The 15510-nt window shown below is 58.7% G+C and carries 14 protein-coding genes; 5 read left to right on the top strand and 9 right to left on the bottom strand.

Features of this window, described 5'->3' with window-relative positions; translation table 11 throughout:
* Nucleotides 1-47: 47 nt before the first annotated feature.
* Both pip and typA read right to left on the bottom strand, forming a co-directional pair.
* Nucleotides 48-1010, bottom strand: a complete 963-nt coding sequence (pip, locus tag IE079_RS15255) for a prolyl aminopeptidase (RefSeq protein ID WP_189577649.1) — start codon at nucleotides 1008-1010, stop codon at nucleotides 48-50.
* A gap of 206 nt (nucleotides 1011-1216) precedes the next feature.
* Complete coding sequence (gene typA / locus IE079_RS15250; RefSeq protein ID WP_189577648.1) at nucleotides 1217-3031, bottom strand: translational GTPase TypA; 1815 nt, start codon at nucleotides 3029-3031, stop codon at nucleotides 1217-1219.
* A gap of 140 nt (nucleotides 3032-3171) precedes the next feature.
* On the opposite strand from typA, the gene IE079_RS15245 reads away from it, so the two are divergent.
* From IE079_RS15245 to ntrC, 5 genes are all read left to right on the top strand, one after another.
* Nucleotides 3172-3441 (top strand): hypothetical protein, encoded by a 270-nt coding sequence (locus IE079_RS15245; protein ID WP_189577647.1) that lies wholly within the window; start codon nucleotides 3172-3174, stop codon nucleotides 3439-3441.
* Between the two features lie 92 nt (nucleotides 3442-3533).
* Nucleotides 3534-4937, top strand: coding sequence for a glutamate--ammonia ligase (gene glnA, locus IE079_RS15240; protein WP_189577646.1), 1404 nt, complete (start codon nucleotides 3534-3536; stop codon nucleotides 4935-4937).
* A gap of 195 nt (nucleotides 4938-5132) precedes the next feature.
* On the top strand, nucleotides 5133-5657 hold the full coding sequence (locus tag IE079_RS15235) for a DUF4124 domain-containing protein (RefSeq protein WP_189577645.1): 525 nt from the start codon (nucleotides 5133-5135) through the stop codon (nucleotides 5655-5657).
* A 277-nt stretch (nucleotides 5658-5934) separates the two neighbouring features.
* Nucleotides 5935-7020 (top strand): nitrogen regulation protein NR(II), encoded by a 1086-nt coding sequence (glnL, locus tag IE079_RS15230; protein ID WP_189577644.1) that lies wholly within the window; start codon nucleotides 5935-5937, stop codon nucleotides 7018-7020.
* Nucleotides 7017-8444 (top strand): nitrogen regulation protein NR(I), encoded by a 1428-nt coding sequence (gene ntrC / locus IE079_RS15225; protein WP_189577643.1) that lies wholly within the window; start codon nucleotides 7017-7019, stop codon nucleotides 8442-8444. The genes glnL and ntrC overlap by 4 nt, the downstream gene beginning before the upstream one ends.
* 16 nt (nucleotides 8445-8460) lie before the next feature.
* Here ntrC and IE079_RS15220 read toward each other — a convergent pair whose 3' ends face one another.
* The 7 genes from IE079_RS15220 to IE079_RS18985 all read right to left on the bottom strand — a co-directional run bounded on the left by IE079_RS15220 (nucleotide 8461) and on the right by IE079_RS18985 (nucleotide 15498).
* Entirely contained in the window at nucleotides 8461-12078 is a 3618-nt protein-coding gene (locus IE079_RS15220; RefSeq protein ID WP_189577642.1) for a DUF6701 domain-containing protein, read from the bottom strand.
* Between the two features lie 38 nt (nucleotides 12079-12116).
* Nucleotides 12117-12488 carry a hypothetical protein gene (locus IE079_RS15215; RefSeq protein WP_227712535.1) on the bottom strand — a complete coding sequence of 124 codons (372 nt, stop codon included), beginning with the start codon at nucleotides 12486-12488 and terminating at the stop codon, nucleotides 12117-12119.
* A gap of 31 nt (nucleotides 12489-12519) precedes the next feature.
* Nucleotides 12520-13326 carry a type II secretion system protein gene (locus tag IE079_RS15210; RefSeq protein WP_189577640.1) on the bottom strand — a complete coding sequence of 269 codons (807 nt, stop codon included), beginning with the start codon at nucleotides 13324-13326 and terminating at the stop codon, nucleotides 12520-12522.
* The gene (locus IE079_RS15205; RefSeq protein ID WP_189577639.1) at nucleotides 13326-13838 is read right to left on the bottom strand and encodes a type IV pilus modification PilV family protein; all 513 of its coding nucleotides are present in this window, start codon (nucleotides 13836-13838) and stop codon (nucleotides 13326-13328) included. The genes IE079_RS15210 and IE079_RS15205 overlap by 1 nt, the downstream gene beginning before the upstream one ends.
* Nucleotides 13838-14263, bottom strand: coding sequence for a type II secretion system protein (locus tag IE079_RS15200; RefSeq protein WP_373296218.1), 426 nt, complete (start codon nucleotides 14261-14263; stop codon nucleotides 13838-13840). Before IE079_RS15200 ends, IE079_RS15205 begins: the two co-directional genes overlap by 1 nt.
* 192 nt (nucleotides 14264-14455) lie before the next feature.
* Nucleotides 14456-14938: a type II secretion system protein gene (locus IE079_RS19045; protein WP_189577637.1), complete on the bottom strand. Its 483-nt coding sequence runs from the start codon at nucleotides 14936-14938 to the stop codon at nucleotides 14456-14458.
* A 41-nt stretch (nucleotides 14939-14979) separates the two neighbouring features.
* Nucleotides 14980-15498: a prepilin-type N-terminal cleavage/methylation domain-containing protein gene (locus tag IE079_RS18985; protein WP_189577636.1), complete on the bottom strand. Its 519-nt coding sequence runs from the start codon at nucleotides 15496-15498 to the stop codon at nucleotides 14980-14982.
* Nucleotides 15499-15510 lie beyond the last annotated feature (12 nt).

Genomic DNA, 15510 nt, shown 5'->3' with positions numbered 1-15510 from the left:
TTTTTTTACCGGCTATTCCGACATCGCCGGCGATGCCACCACGGCGTTCAGGCCAGGCGCGGGTCCGCCTGCCGGGACACGGTTTCAACTGCCCGCATCAGTGCGTCGATAACGGGCGGCTCGGACGCCGAATGACCCGCATCCCGGATAATCTGGAGTTCGGCCTGGGGCCAGGCTTCACTGAGAGCAAAGGCATTATCCAGCGGGCAGACCATGTCGTAACGCCCGTGAACAATAATGCCGGGAATCTTCGCCAGCCGATGCGCATTGGCCAGCAGCTGCCCGGGCTCCAGAAAGGCATGGTTCATGAAGTAATGACACTCGATACGGGCCAGGGCGATGGCCGTATGGGGGTGGGCAAAGTGCTCCACCACGCGGTGGTTGGGGTGCAGGGTGGCGCAACGGCCCTCCCACACGGACCAGGCCTTGGCGGCCTGAATCTGTTCCAGCTCATTGTCGCTAGTCAGGCGCCGGTAATAGGCAGACACCATGTCTGCCCGCTCGTCCTCCGGAATCGTCGCCACATAGTCCCGCCAGTAATCAGGAAACACCCGCCCGGCACCATGCTGGTAGAACCAGTGGATATCTTCCGGACGGCAAAGAAAGACCCCCCTCAGCACAAGCCCCAGCACATGCTCGGGATGGGCCTGGGCATAGGCCAGGCTGAGGGTGGAACCCCAGCTACCACCGAACAGCATCCAGCGTTCAATACCTAGAAACGACCGCACCCGTTCCAGATCTTCAATCAGGGCCTGGGTGTTATTCCCTTCCAGTTCGGCGAGCGGTGTCGACCGCCCTGCCCCCCGCTGATCCAGCAGGATAATGCGAAAACGCTCGGCATCGAAGAACCGGCGATACCACTCCTCGCAGCCACCGCCGGGGCCACCATGAACGACAATAACCGGAATGCCATCGGGGTTACCGGATTCTTCCAGGTACAGCTCATGGGGCGGATCCACTGCAAGCCGGTGGCGGACGTTCGGTTCGATTTCGGGATAGAGGGTCAGCATTGCGCGCTCCTTTATGTCGATAAAAGGAGTCTAGCTGAGATTGGCGGGGGAATTCATGTGTAAAAGCCCCCTCTCCCCCGGAGGGAGAGGGTTTGGGGTGAGGGGGGAGCAGGCAACTCTCAGTCGGCCCGCCTTTCACCCTCACCCTGGCCCTCTCCCCTCAAGGGAGAGGGGATGTACGTCGCAACCTCGAAAAAATCCTGGCCTTAGCTCTTCTTGCCAGCCCGCTTGCGCTCGTTTTCGGTCAGCAGCTTCTTGCGCAACCGGATCGACTTGGGCGTCACTTCCACCAGCTCGTCGTCGTCAATGAACTCCAGCGCCTGCTCCAGGGTGTGCCTGATCGGCGGCACCAGAGCAATCACTTCTTCCTTGCCGGAGGCACGCATGTTGTCGAGCTTCTTGGCCTTGGTGGGGTTGACCACGATGTCGTTATCGCGGCTGTGAATACCACACAGCTGGCCTTCGTAAATCTCGTCACCCGGCGCCAGGAAAAGCTTGCCACGACTCTGCAGGGTCTCCAGCGAGTAGGTCATCGCCGTACCTTTGGCCATGGAGATCAGCACACCGTTCTGACGGCTGCCCATGGCACCCTCTTTAAGCGGGCCGTAATGACTGAACGTCGAGGTCAGGATACCGCTGCCGGACGTCATGGTCAGGAAGGTGTTACGGAAACCGATCAGACCGCGGGCCGGAATGGTGTAGTCCAGACGCAGACGGCCCTTGCCATCGGGGATCATGTTGGTCATGTCGCCCTTGCGCAGGCCCAGCTGTTCCATCACCGGACCCTGGTGCTGCTCTTCGATATCAACGATAACGTTCTCGTAGGGCTCCTGCTTTACACCGTCGATTTCGCGGATAACCACTTCCGGCCGGCCCACTGCCAGCTCGAAGTTCTCCCGGCGCATGTTCTCGATCAGTACCGACAGGTGCAGCTCACCACGGCCGGAGACCTTGAACTTGTCTGCCGACTCGCCGTCTTCAACGCGCAGCGCTACGTTGTGCAGCAGCTCTTTTTCCAGGCGCTCCTTGATGTTGCGACTGGTAACGTACTTGCCTTCCTTGCCGGCGAACGGAGAGTCGTTCACCTGGAAGGTCATGGATACGGTGGGCTCGTCAACGGTCAGCGGAGGCAGCGCCTCTACATTGTTCGGATCACACAGGGTGTCGGAAATGAGCAGCTCATCCAGACCGCTGATGCAGACAATATCGCCAGCCTGGGCATCATCCACCTCTACCCGGTGCAGGCCGGAGTGACCCATGATCTTCAGAATACGACCGTTACGCTTTTTGCCGTCGATATCGATGGCGGTAACTGGCGTATTGGTTTTCACCTTGCCGCGTGCGATTCGGCCAATGCCGATCACGCCCAGAAAGCTGTTGTAGTCCAGCTGTGAGATCTGCATCTGGAAGGTGCCGTCCGGGTCCACATCGGGCGCCGGGACATGGTCGACAATGGCCTGGAACACGGCGTCCATGTTGTCGTCCAGGGCCTCGTGCTCCATACCGGCGACGCCGTTAAGGGCACTGGCAAAGACAATGGGGAAGTCCAGTTGCTCTTCTGTGGCACCGAGGTTATCGAACAGGTCGAAGACCTGGTCCACTACCCAGTCCGGGCGGGCACCGGGACGGTCAATCTTGTTGACCACCAGGATGGGGCGCAGGCCGGCATCAAAAGCCTTCTGCGTAACAAACCGGGTTTGCGGCATGGGGCCGTCGATGGAGTCGACCACCAGCAGCACACTGTCAACCATGCTCATGACACGCTCGACCTCGCCACCGAAGTCGGCGTGGCCCGGGGTGTCCACAATGTTGATGTCGTAGTCGTGCCATTTCAGGGCCGTGTTCTTGGCCAGAATGGTGATACCACGCTCCTTTTCCTGGTCGTTGGAGTCCATGACCCGCTCGCTTTCGAGCTCTTTACGGTCCAGTGTGCCGGACTGGCGCAGCAACTGGTCTACCAGGGTGGTCTTTCCATGGTCAACGTGGGCAATAATGGCAACGTTTCTTAGCTTATCAATCACAACAGGTTCCTGAGGCATGTCGGGCGACCTGAGAGGGTTTAGCGTCTCAAATCCGGAAAATGAATACTTGTCACCGGCAGTGAGGCCGGTATCCTGCTTCAACAGGCGCGCAAGTATATCGGAAACAGGGTGTCGTTAATATGAAGAAAAATGCCTATTCTGTTTCAGTGCATTCGGGCGCCAAATGCACCACAAATGATCACGGCAACCCTGTTTTGCACCAAAAGCGTGCACTCAAGACGCCGCTTCACGTGGCCTTGCCCCAGCGAAGAGCGCCATCGCCCTCTCGGAAAGCCGTGGTTGCGCTGTTCTGGCGCGCCAGCCTGAAACTGGCAAGCAGTTTGCATTTGTTTCCGGCAGCCGACTATCAGAGCGATGCGGCCCCATACCGGAGCCGCCGGTATCGCTGATATCAACGATCGGACCGCAGCAACGCTGAACGATCCGGCACAACGAACACCGAAATCACCCGCAATCCGGGTTAACTGACGGAGTAAGTACAATGGCCAAAACGATTGATCTGATCAAAGAACACGAAGTCAAATGGATCGACATGCGATTCACTGACAGCCGCGGCAAAGAGCAGCACGTTACCCTGCCTGCCAAAGAAGTGGACGAGGATTTCTTTACCGACGGCAAGATGTTCGATGGTTCTTCAATTTCCGGCTGGAAGGGCATTAACGAGTCCGACATGATCCTGATGCCGGACGACGAGACCTCCGTGCTGGACCCGTTCACCGAGGAAGCCACCGTCAATATCACCTGCGATATCGTGGAACCGACCACCATGCAGGGTTATGAGCGTGATCCCCGTTCCGTGGCCAAGCGCGCCGAGGAATATCTGAAGTCCACCGGCATCGCCGAAGGCGCCCTGTTCGGTCCGGAGCCCGAGTTCTTCGTATTCGACTCTGTCAAATGGAAGGTCGACATGCAGGGTGCGATGTACGAACTGCACTCCGAGGAAGCCGCCTGGGTTTCCGGCGACGACTTCGATCGCAACAACATCGGCCACCGTCCGGGCGTCAAGGGCGGCTATTTCCCGGTGCCGCCGGTCGACAGCCTGCATGACCTGCGTGGCGCCATGTGTGCTGCAATGGAGTCCATGGGCCTCGATATCGAGGTTCATCACCACGAAGTGGGCACCGCCGGCCAGTGTGAGATCGGTGTTGGCGCCAACACCCTGACCCGCAAGGCCGACGAAGTACAGATCCTCAAATATTGCGTGCACAATGTCGCCCATGCCTATGGCAAGACCGCTACCTTCATGCCCAAGCCGGTGGTTGGCGACAACGGCTCCGGCATGCACGTTCACATGTCCCTGAACAAGGATGGCAAGAACCTGTTTGCCGGTGACGGCTATGCCGGCCTGAGCGAAATGGCGCTGTACTACATTGGCGGGATCATCAAGCACTCCAAGGCCATCAACGCCTTCACCAACAGCTCCACCAACAGCTACAAGCGCCTGGTGCCGGGCTTCGAGGCGCCGGTCATGCTGGCCTACTCTGCCCGCAACCGTTCCGCATCCATCCGCATTCCGTACGTAAGCAGCCCGAAGGGCCGTCGTATTGAAGTTCGCTTCCCGGACGCGTCCGCCAACCCGTACCTGGCGTTCGCGGCACTGATGATGGCCGGCCTCGACGGCATCCAGAACAAGATCCACCCGGGCGATGCCATGGACAAGGATCTGTACGACCTGCCCAAGGAAGAGGCACTGGACATCCCCACCGTGGCCGAGACCTTCCAGGAAGCCCTGGATTGCCTGGAAGCGGATCACGAGTTCCTGACCCGTGGCGGCGTGTTCACCGAAGACATGATTGGCGGCTACATTGAGCTCAAGCGTGGCGAGGTGGAGCAGCTGAACATGACCACCCACCCGGTGGAATTCGAGCTGTACTACTCCGTCTGATCAGTCACTGCCCGGTCTGACCGGCAACTCGGGGCCCCGGCCCCGCAGTCGCCGTGCAGCAGACACAAAGCCCCGCTCCGGCGGGGCTTTTTTTGTGACTTTTACCTCACCGTAACCTGAGGCGACGCATGGTACATTGCATTGCCCGTGCGCTCTGCCGATAATCCGGTCATGGTCCATCACAAGGTTCTGCCCATGAAAGCACTGTTCCTGATCGCCGCCGCTACATCGGCACTGATCGCCCTGCCCGCCCAGGCCGAGGTCTATCGCCAGGTGGACGACAACGGCAACGTGACCTTTACCGACGAGCCGGACGACAATGCCGAGCGGGTGAACGTAAAGCCCGTCACCACCATCACCATGCCGAGGCCGGAGACGGTCGAGCAGCAGCTGTCGGAGGAAGAAGAGGGCATCGGTGACCAGGACGCCTATGAATCCGTCGGCTTCACATCACCGACGGAAGAGGAAGCGTTCTGGAGCGGCGGCGGCAACGTCGAATTCCGGGTCACCAGCACACCCGGCCTGCGCCAGGGTCATCGGTTCGAAGTCACCATGGATGGCACGCCCGTCGGGCAGACCCGGTCCGGGGCTGTCACCGTGAACAATGTGTTCAGGGGCACCCATAACGCCGGCGTCAATGTCATTGGCCCGGATGGCGAACGCATCTTTACCGGCGACACCATCAGCTTCACCGTACACCGGCCCTCTGTTCAGAATTAGTATCCTGTCCGGTCGGGCCCCTGGCCCGGCCACCCATAACCCCTTCGCACCACTTTAGTGCATTCGCACCACCAAACAGCCATACTCTGTTCCGCCAAGGGGCGTTTCCGACGCTGAATGACCGTAAGCCGATCCCGCCCGCACCAGGCTACAGCCGGCAAGGGCCGGGCCAGAGGCGCGTCTGCCCGCAAATGGCGCACCGGCGAAGGAAATTGCGACGCAATCCCGATTCTGGATCGCTTTTTGCAGCAGCCAGGCCATCAACCGAGGGAGCTCCATGTCAGCCGTTACGGATTACAGAACCATACTGGACAGCCTGACCACCGCCGTCATCGTTGTGGACAACGACCTGCGCATCGACTACCTGAATCCGGCCGCCGAGAGCATGCTGGAAACCAGCCTCGCGCGGATTCACCGCATCAGGCTTGCCGCTCTGCTGCTGGAAACAGACCAGTCACTGGACACACTCCAGGCCGCCGTGGAAACGGGCCAGACCTACACCCGGCGTGAGGCGGAATTCCTGCTGGCCAACGGCTCTCGCCTGACGGTGGATTATTCGGTGACCCCTTACGGTACCGATGGCAGCCACCTGCTGCTGGAGATCCAGCCCCGGGACCGATTGCTGCGTATCAGCCGGGAAGAGGACCTGCTTACCCAGCAGGAGACCACCCGCATCCTGGTGCGGGGCATGGCCCATGAAATCAAGAATCCGCTGGGCGGGATCCGTGGTGCGGCGCAACTGCTTGACCGGGAACTGTCGGACGACAGCCAGAAGGAATACACCCAGGTCATCATCGACGAGGCCGACCGCCTGCGTGGCCTGGTGGACCGTATGCTGGGCCCCAACCGGGCCCTGACACTGGCCCCCACCAACATTCACGAAGTACTGGAGCGGGTACGCACACTGCTGGAGGCCGAGAGCCGCGGCCGCCTCAACTTCCGCCGGGATTACGACATCAGCCTGCCGGAATTCCCCGGCGACAAGGAACAGCTGATACAGGCCTTCCTGAACATCGCCCGCAATGCCATGGAAGCCGCCTTCGACTACCGGGACCAGCCCTGCAGCACCGAGCCACCCACCATCACCTTCCGCACCCGGGTTCTGCGCCAGTTCACCATCGGCCAGAAACGCCACCGCCTGGTGTGCCGGGTGGATATTATCGACAACGGACCGGGCATTCCGCAGGACCTGTTACAGAACATTTTCTATCCCATGATCAGTGGTCGTGCCAACGGCACCGGCCTGGGGTTGTCCATCACCCAGAGCATTATCGGACAGCACCACGGCCTGGTGGAGTGTGAGAGCGAACCGGGCTCGACCGACTTTATTATCTTTCTGCCGCTGGAGGAGACCACGCGATGAGCCAACCGGCAAACGTCTGGATCATTGATGATGACCGCAGCATACGCTGGGTGCTGGAACGCGCCCTGACCCAGGCCGGAATGGAGCCCCGGGTGTTCGAGAACGGCGACAATGTGATGATGCGCCTTGAGCACGAGGAGCCGGATGCCATCATCAGTGATATCCGCATGCCGGGCATTGATGGCATCGCCCTGCTGTCCCGGGTGGTGGAAAGCCACCCGGATGTACCGGTGATCATCATGACCGCCCACTCCGACCTGGAAAGCGCAGTCACCAGCTACCAGAGTGGCGCCTTCGAGTACCTGCCCAAACCCTTTGACGTGGATGACGCGGTGGCCCTGGCGAAACGGGCGGTGGCCCACAGCCATGAACGCCGCGCCAACTCCGAACCCAGTACCGAGTCGCCCCACCGCAACGCGGAAATCATCGGTGAGGCACCAGCCATGCAGGAGGTATTCCGGGCCATCGGGCGGCTGTCACACTCCAACATCACGGTACTGATCAACGGCGAAAGCGGCACCGGCAAGGAACTGGTGGCCCAGGCTCTGCACAATCACAGCCCCCGGTCCAGCCATCCCTTTATCGCCCTGAACATGGCCGCCATTCCCAAGGACCTGATCGAGTCTGAACTGTTCGGCCACGAGAAGGGCGCGTTCACCGGCGCCGCGGCTGCCCGCCAGGGCCGGTTCGAGCAGTCCAATGGCGGCACCCTGTTCCTGGACGAGATTGGCGACATGCCGGCGGATACCCAGACCCGGCTGCTGCGGGTACTGGCGGATGGCGAGTTCTACCGGGTGGGTGGCACAACACCCATCAAGGTGGATGTGCGCATCATCGCCGCCACCCACCAGGACCTGGAAAAACTGGTGGAAGCCGGCACCTTCCGGGAGGACCTGTTCCACCGCCTGAACGTCATCCGCGTACACCTGCCTAAACTGGCGGAGCGCCGGGAAGATATCCCTCGCCTGATGCAGCACTTTCTCAAGCGCGCCGCCAAGGAACTGGCGGTGGAACCCAAAGTGCTACGCCCGGAAGCCGAGGAATACCTCACCACGCTGCCCTGGCCGGGCAACGTGCGCCAGCTGGAGAATACCTGCCGCTGGCTGACGGTAATGGCCAGTGGCCGCGAAGTGCATATCGACGACCTGCCGCCGGAGCTGATGCAGCAGGCGGAAGCCCCCGCCACCGGCCAGACCTGGCAGGAAGGCCTGCGCAACTGGGCCGAGCAGGAACTGCGCCGGGGCAAGAAGGGCATACTCGACTACGCGGTGCCGGAATTCGAGAAAATCATGATAGAGACCGCCCTCAAGCACACCGGCGGCCGCCGTCGGGATGCCTCCATTCTGCTGGGCTGGGGCCGTAATACCCTGACCCGTAAGATCAACGAGCTGGGGATGGATCATGAGGAGGTGGACGAGCACTAAAGCTCGCCCACCGGGTTCAGTCGAGCACTTCGCGCCAGTAGATGATGCGGTCGTGGCCGCGGTAGACGCCGAAGGTGGCGAGACCGGTGGGATCTTCGAGCACACCGTTATCATCGTAGTCCCCGGTCAGCCATGCAGGCACCGAAAACGTCGCCCTCACATCACCCTGGTTACCCTCGCCCGGAGCGGTCAGGAGGATTCCGGCGTCTGGCGCCGGGGCTCCTGCTACCAGGGTGTCAGACGTCGCCACTACCGACATACTCCCTCCAGAAAGATCGGACTGGTCCAGTGACACGTTTGCTGTGTTATAGACCCAACAGCTGTCCGCTGTATTCTGCACAAAACCAGCCGCCGTGTAGTAGTCCACCCGGAAGGGCATGGTGAGGTTGGACGTTTCGGGGCCGTAGACGTTCTCCAGCTGTAACCTGCCGTACCTCATTTCAAAGTCGAAATCGGGCTCCAGATCCATAGGCAACTGGGGCGACGATACACTGTCCGCATCCTCCAACTGCGTCAGCTCGATCTGATAGTCCGGTGTGAATGGCTCCACACGGGACTGCGGGGTCTTGTCGTAGGTGACCTCATCGGACGACGCAAACTGGTACTGCAACCGCCCACGCCCCACGACGGTCATTGCCGGCAGGTCAAGACTGGCCGTAACCGGAAATGGATCGCCATTGGTATCGAGCGCAGACTCATCCGCAGTGCCTGCCGTACGTGTGAGACTCCCGGGTGACAGCCGCTGGAAGTCCTCCAGGGTGTAGTTTCGGGTCACCACACCGTCGGAATTCAACGCCTCGACCGTGAGCAATGGCTCCGCCCCACCTCGCCAGCTGGAGGTCTGACCGGTATAAGTAAACGCCGTGGAAGAGGAACAGAAGGGTTCAACCTCACCCTGCTCAACGATGTTCACGTTGAACCGGGCAGGAACGAAGCGCCCCACGTGACTGACCGCATTTCCGGTCACGTCTGCCGTAGCAAGGTAGCTGCCGCTGGCCAACGTTGGGTTAACGCTGATGACACCCACCTCGGGCCACTGGAACAGACCACAGGCGGTTCCGTCAGCAGCCGACGCGCCATCACAGTCTTCCCCGAAGGCTCCGAACGCGCCGGACATCGGCGGATCATCCCCACCTGCCGGTGCTACCAACGTCGACTCCAGGCTCACATCTTCGGCCGGCGTCTCTCTGCCAAAATTCGGCGTCACATCACCGCTGGCATTGATGGATGACACACGGATCTCGAAATCCTCGCCAGCAGCAACAAAGGCATTGTCGTCCTGCACTGAGGTGGCTGCCGGGTTGCCCGGGACATCGAGCTGGAAGTGGTCGGGGCGGGCCACAAACGTGCCGTCCCCCGTCATGACCAGACCGGCGTCATCCCCGGAGCCTTCATAGCGGGCGTTCAGGCGGACACGGCCGACATCGGGATAACGTAGGCCAACGGTTGCCTCACCGTTTTCGTCAAAATCCAGCGAGGTTGTGTCTCCCGAAGAAGTAGGCAGAGAATTGTCATCAACAAAGACATTCCTGGTACCAGTCGATGGATTGACGTACGAGGACCAGAGCGCGATGTCTTTGGTTTCATTATCAAAACCGGGCACGCACTGCTGGGTAGTGTCGTCCTTGCGCACAGCCGCAATATTCGCCGTCACCCCGGTATTGGCGATGTGATCGGGAATCGAAATATCAAAGCCCGAGTCGAAGAAGGTCAGATCACACTGGTCCGCTGCGAATCCACCGGTTCCGTCATCGCACAGGGTGCTAGAGAAAGCCACCGTACCCGGATCGGATGCAGGCACGCCGAGGGTGACCGTGCCGGGGCCGGTAATCGCCAGCGAGCGAGTGGCGACACCCCCGGTCATGGTGAACGTATCGCCACCCAACCAGCCTGAAGGTGCCAGGGTTACCTCGACCGGATCGGTAAACAGCACGTCGCAGTTGTCATCGTCGCAAGCCCGGATGACAACCTCTTCAGGCTGGCAGGTCAGTGCGTTGCCACTGTGCTCAATCTCGAAGTGATCCACGAGATTCTGCACCTGTCCTACCTTGTCCGCGCAGACCTGCAGGTTATCCAGTTCGTGGATGTTGGTTGAGCCGCCTGTCGACCCGGTCAATGAAAGTAGCAGGTTCTCCGGAATTTGCGGCTGGCCAGTGAGCGTTTCCTGGATCACGGTCCGGAACTGGTTGCCGGTTCCACGGCCATTTCTCTCAACGGTAAGCACCGGAATCTGTCCGCCCCTGGAATCAATGGTTATCCGGTACCGGTAAGGACTATTGTCATTGTTCGAATCAATACCCGGGTTCAGCTCTCCCGAGTCTGCAATGTACTCGTAGTCAGGCGCAGCACCACGCACGGCCACTGAATCCAGGGTCCGTTCGTTGTTACCTCCCTCCCGGCCTTCGCTGTCGTGTGAAAAGTTGCCATACTCATCCAGGCCAACACCCAGCCATCCACCGGCGAAGCCGCCGCTGCCATCCGGCTCTTGTGCATAACCGAGGGAACCGCCATAGCCACCCGCCTGCGGAGTGACAGAGGCATCAGAAAAAACCACCGCCAGCCCATCAGCACCTGAGCCATCATATGCGTAGTAGTCAAACTCGACCTGTATCAGGTTGTCAGCGCCAGGAAATGGACTTTGATAACTGACGGCAGTGGCCTGGTTGCCCACGCTTTCAGTCATACGCAGGCGGCCATTGACTATCTGGGGTGTAAACGACCCACGGGACACGGAGGTAGCCCAGTCGTCAGACAGGTTTCCGCTGCTGAACTCATCGTTAAAGCAGGTCTGCGGACCTGTCGCACCACAGTCTCGAGTCTCACGCGACAGGTTATCGAGATCATCACCATCCAGCCAATCATCGTGTATTCGTACCTCGTCGAGTGTGCCGTCGAGGAAGTTGACCGGAGAACCGGAACCGTATCGAACACCCCCCAGGACCAGACGACCGTCAAAAGGCTTGGCGCTCACATAGTCGTTATCAAACAGAAAGAACATATAGGCACTTTCTTCATCCAGTAGATCCCCGCCAGCATCCCTCAATGCCACCCGACCGATACCGGATACGGAGAAGGCGGGACGTACCTGCGCCTCAAAGAAATACCAGCGATCAGCCACCATCGTTTCGCTGTCCAGTGATACTGTCTGACCCCCACCATATCGGTTCCACAAGGTCATCTGCAGCGTACCGTCTGCCACAGTGACGTTGTATTCCTGTGAGGTGCCGCCCTCCCCCTTGTGCAGCAGAGTCTGAGTACCGTTGACAGAGTTCAGTTTCACCCAGCCGCTGATAGTCAAATCCCGATCGCCAACCTGTGGTGAAAGCTCCGGGGCATCGGGAACATCAACATAGTGCTGGGCATCCGTATAAACGCCATCCTCTACGAAGCCCTGTCCCCGGAACCGACCGCCCCGGCATACCTTGGCATCTTCGGTATCAGGCAGCGAACCGTCGCCGCCGGCGGTACGGGCAGTGCCGTTATTGCCATTGCCGCTGCTGTCAATGACCTCGCCGTTAGTGCCGTCCCACTGGGATTCGTCCATCTGCCAGAAGGCCGCAGGATCCTGGGCCCACGCCTTATCGGGCAGGCAGGTAATGACCAGCGACATCAGCAGAAGAACTGGCGTCAGCATGATACGAGTTGATCCAATTCCATGCTTGAACAAAATAGTCACTCCTCCCTGACCAAGACTTCTACGGAGCGGTTGGCTCGATCCGGTCCGCTACCACACTGGGCATCGCTGGTCACCCGGGCCACAAAATAGTCGCGCTCCTCAATGGTCACGTTGGTCGGCTGGCAGGATAGCGATACAGAGCAACCGTTAAGGCCAGAGGTAGAGAAGGACACCGCTCCGGGCACCGAGGCGCAGTTATTGGTCTCCATGACTCTGCCGACACCCACCTGAGCCCCGCTCTCCGCCGCAAAAAACGCCCGCTGGGACTGTATCTGCAAACTGATGGATTCCCCTGACGACTGTTGCAACTGGGCCATGGCCACCACGAGCAAAGCCAGCACCGTGATGATAAACAGAGCAACCGGCAAGCCGGCCCCGGACTGATGTCTGAAAGAATGCTCAGGGCACATTGCGAATTTGCACCTCCTGACTGACTTCCAGGGTTTCTGTACTGCCAGGAGTGGCCAGATCAAAGGAGAAACTCACCACTGCCGCCCGCCTGAGAGAAATCGGCTTTACGAAAAACTCAGCAGGCCCCTTAAGGTTCGCTGCCAGAACGTCACGGTTTCCACGGTCGTATGAAGCGCCAACGTTATACCCACGATAGAGAGCGAGTTCTTCAAACTCTCCATCGGGCTCCGAACACAGGGCTTGTGGCCGGGACACCACATATAGTCGGCGGGCCGGTGATTTCGCGGAGAAACGATGGGGAGCGTCCAGATTGATGGAAACCGGCACCGTGGAATTGTCGATAGGTTTGACAATCTCAGGTGAAATGGGGCCCGGATTCTGGAGCGCCGACTGATAGAATTTGGCTGCAACGTCATCCGCAGAACCGCCATAGCCATAGACGACGGCTCGCACACTATCGTCGTCTGGTGTCCGGCTAAAGGGTACAACCTCAATCGTACTGCCCCCGGCTTTAGGCAATTCGGTATAGCGGGTCGCGCCCACAATAGGCAGCCACTCGATGCAGTTATCTGTGGGACCTGTCACCCTGACCGACAACGGAAAGGCTTCCCGCAGCATGCGGGTAATCTGTTCACTGACCACCACTGCCTTGAGTGCACGTTGCTGGCGGTCACCGGTATCGATGGCACCCTGGGTGGACAGTGCCACAAACTGGACGGAGATGGTGGCCACAATAGCCAACAACACGATAACCATCACCAGTTCGACCAGCGTAAACCCTGCCGCGCGACGCATCAGAAATTCACCCGGTAAGCGGCAAAGACGTAGTCGTTATCCGAGGGGTCAGTAATGGTTACCCTGATCCTCTTGGCCTCTACATCGGCATTGAGTTCCGAGGATGGATTTGCCACGCAGTCCACATCGACGGTGACGGAGAACTGATCATACCCTTCCTCCGGGTTACCGGCGCCGGTCCAGTATTCGGACGGGGCTTCATCCACGATAGCGTCGTAGTCGTCTACATCTTCGTATTCGTCACGACTACGACCGTCGACCACCGTCTTGCGGCAGCCGCCGTCGTAACGCTGCCCGGGTCTCGCATCCTCATCAAACGGCTTTGCCAAAATCTCGTCCATGTAGCGCTGGGCCAAAGCAACCGCACGGGTCTGGTTCAGCGGGTCAGCGCTCCGCCCGGCAATCAGGGAAAAGGCGCCCACCACGCCGGCAATGGCGACACTGATAATGACGATGGTCATCACCAACTCAACCAAAGTGGCGCCTTGCTGGCCATCATCAAGCTTTCTCATCAACACCCACCCCTGTATATGGCTCCGAGGGGGCTGAGGCAAATCTGATAATTGCTATCTCCGGAGATACGAAATTGATATCCCATCATGGCAACAGGCGAATTTACACGACCGAAAGAGTCAAACCCTATTGTTAATCCGGAAGCACCGATTGCCTGGTAGGACGACTGATCTTCTCGTCGGTAAGTTATAGAGGCGCCTTCGCGACTGATGCCAAAACTGCTGCCCCCAGCCTGGAATTGAAAGTCTTTAGTCGTTTGGGAAATGGTTAGCGAGTTTGAGGAATTACCCGCCAGCGCTGCCTGTTGGGCAAGCAGCGTGGCGGATTCGAGTTGCTGGGTCGCCAGCAGGGGGGAGAAGGAGGAGCTTCTGGTTAAGAGGCCAACTCCCAGAGCGGAGAGTATTCCGATCAGGATTATGACCATTACCAGCTCGACCAGAGTAAAGCCCGATGAACTCGGGGTGGCCTGCATTATGATGCCCCTCTCCCGGACTTACGTCTATCCATTCAACGTGGGCTGATTAGGTAAGGCGCATTCCTATGTTACGCAGAACTAGTAATCGGCCTTATCGAATTAAGCCTTGTTGAACTAGCCTCCGAAACCAATTCTTATCTCTCAACATTCGCCGTCGGTATCTGTAATTGCAGTAATCTCAGGGGGAGCATCGGTCGTAGCTTCGGTGTAATCAAAGGAACAGCCGCCATTTGAAATGGTTAATGTAGAGCCCGTAAATGCAAGTCCAAAGTCATTTCCATCTAGTTGCGCCGCTTCAGCGATACCATTTGTTGTTGTCGCCTCAGTAGCAGTAGCTCCATCCGCCTGAGGATAGCCGTTCACCAAAGTGATATCTGTCCCTTCCAATGTAACGATGGTTGGCTCGTCACCATCAGCTAAAAAGGCAGCATGAGTTATAGCAGATGCTGACTTGACGCTCCCTCTCGCGCCTTCTAATGATGCACGTCTAGCATCACCGCCCAGATCCGCAAACCGCGGCAACGCAAACGCCGCCAGAATACCAAGAATCACAATTACCATAACCAGTTCGATCAGGGTGAAGCCTTTCTCTTTTCTTGATGTGATTGCATTTATAGCTGTCATGGTTTTACTCCAACTTTTAATTGACTGATCTATTCAAATTTTTAATTGATGGTTGTGTCGATTTCGCCAGTAGAAACGTCATAGGCGATGGTATTGGTCTCATTGTCAGGCTGATAAGTGTAGGTGCAGACTTCGCTATTGGTTCCGGTTACCGTAGCTATGTAGTCAACATCTGTCCCTGTGGTCGCTACGTCCGGTGCATTCGCCTGCAAAAGTGCATCCCAGACACTTACACAGCGATCACCTGTCATGGTTTCGTCAATGGCGGTTTGGCCCCCTGCAGATACGGGCCAGCCTTCAGCCGACATGTTCACGGTCCCGTCTCCAAAGCCTTCAAGGTCTTGAGTCGCAGTCGTGAACCCATTGCTGACCCATTGGGCACGTGTCAGAGCAACACCGGCGGAAAGAGCTCCCGCCGTCCCTTCGATACTTGCGTTATGCGCCTGCTCCGAAAGCGACGCAAACCGCGGCAAGGCAAATGCCGCCAGAATAGCCAGAATGGCAATTACCACCACCAGTTCAATCAGGGTGAAACCCTTCTGTTTTTGCTTACTGCTCATTTGTCGCTCCTC

It is taken from the genome of Marinobacter zhanjiangensis, from assembly GCF_014651935.1.
Classification (GTDB): Bacteria; Pseudomonadota; Gammaproteobacteria; order Pseudomonadales; family Oleiphilaceae; genus Marinobacter; species Marinobacter zhanjiangensis.
Note: the sequence above shows the minus strand (reverse complement) of the source record. Positions and strands in the feature narration are given on the sequence as shown.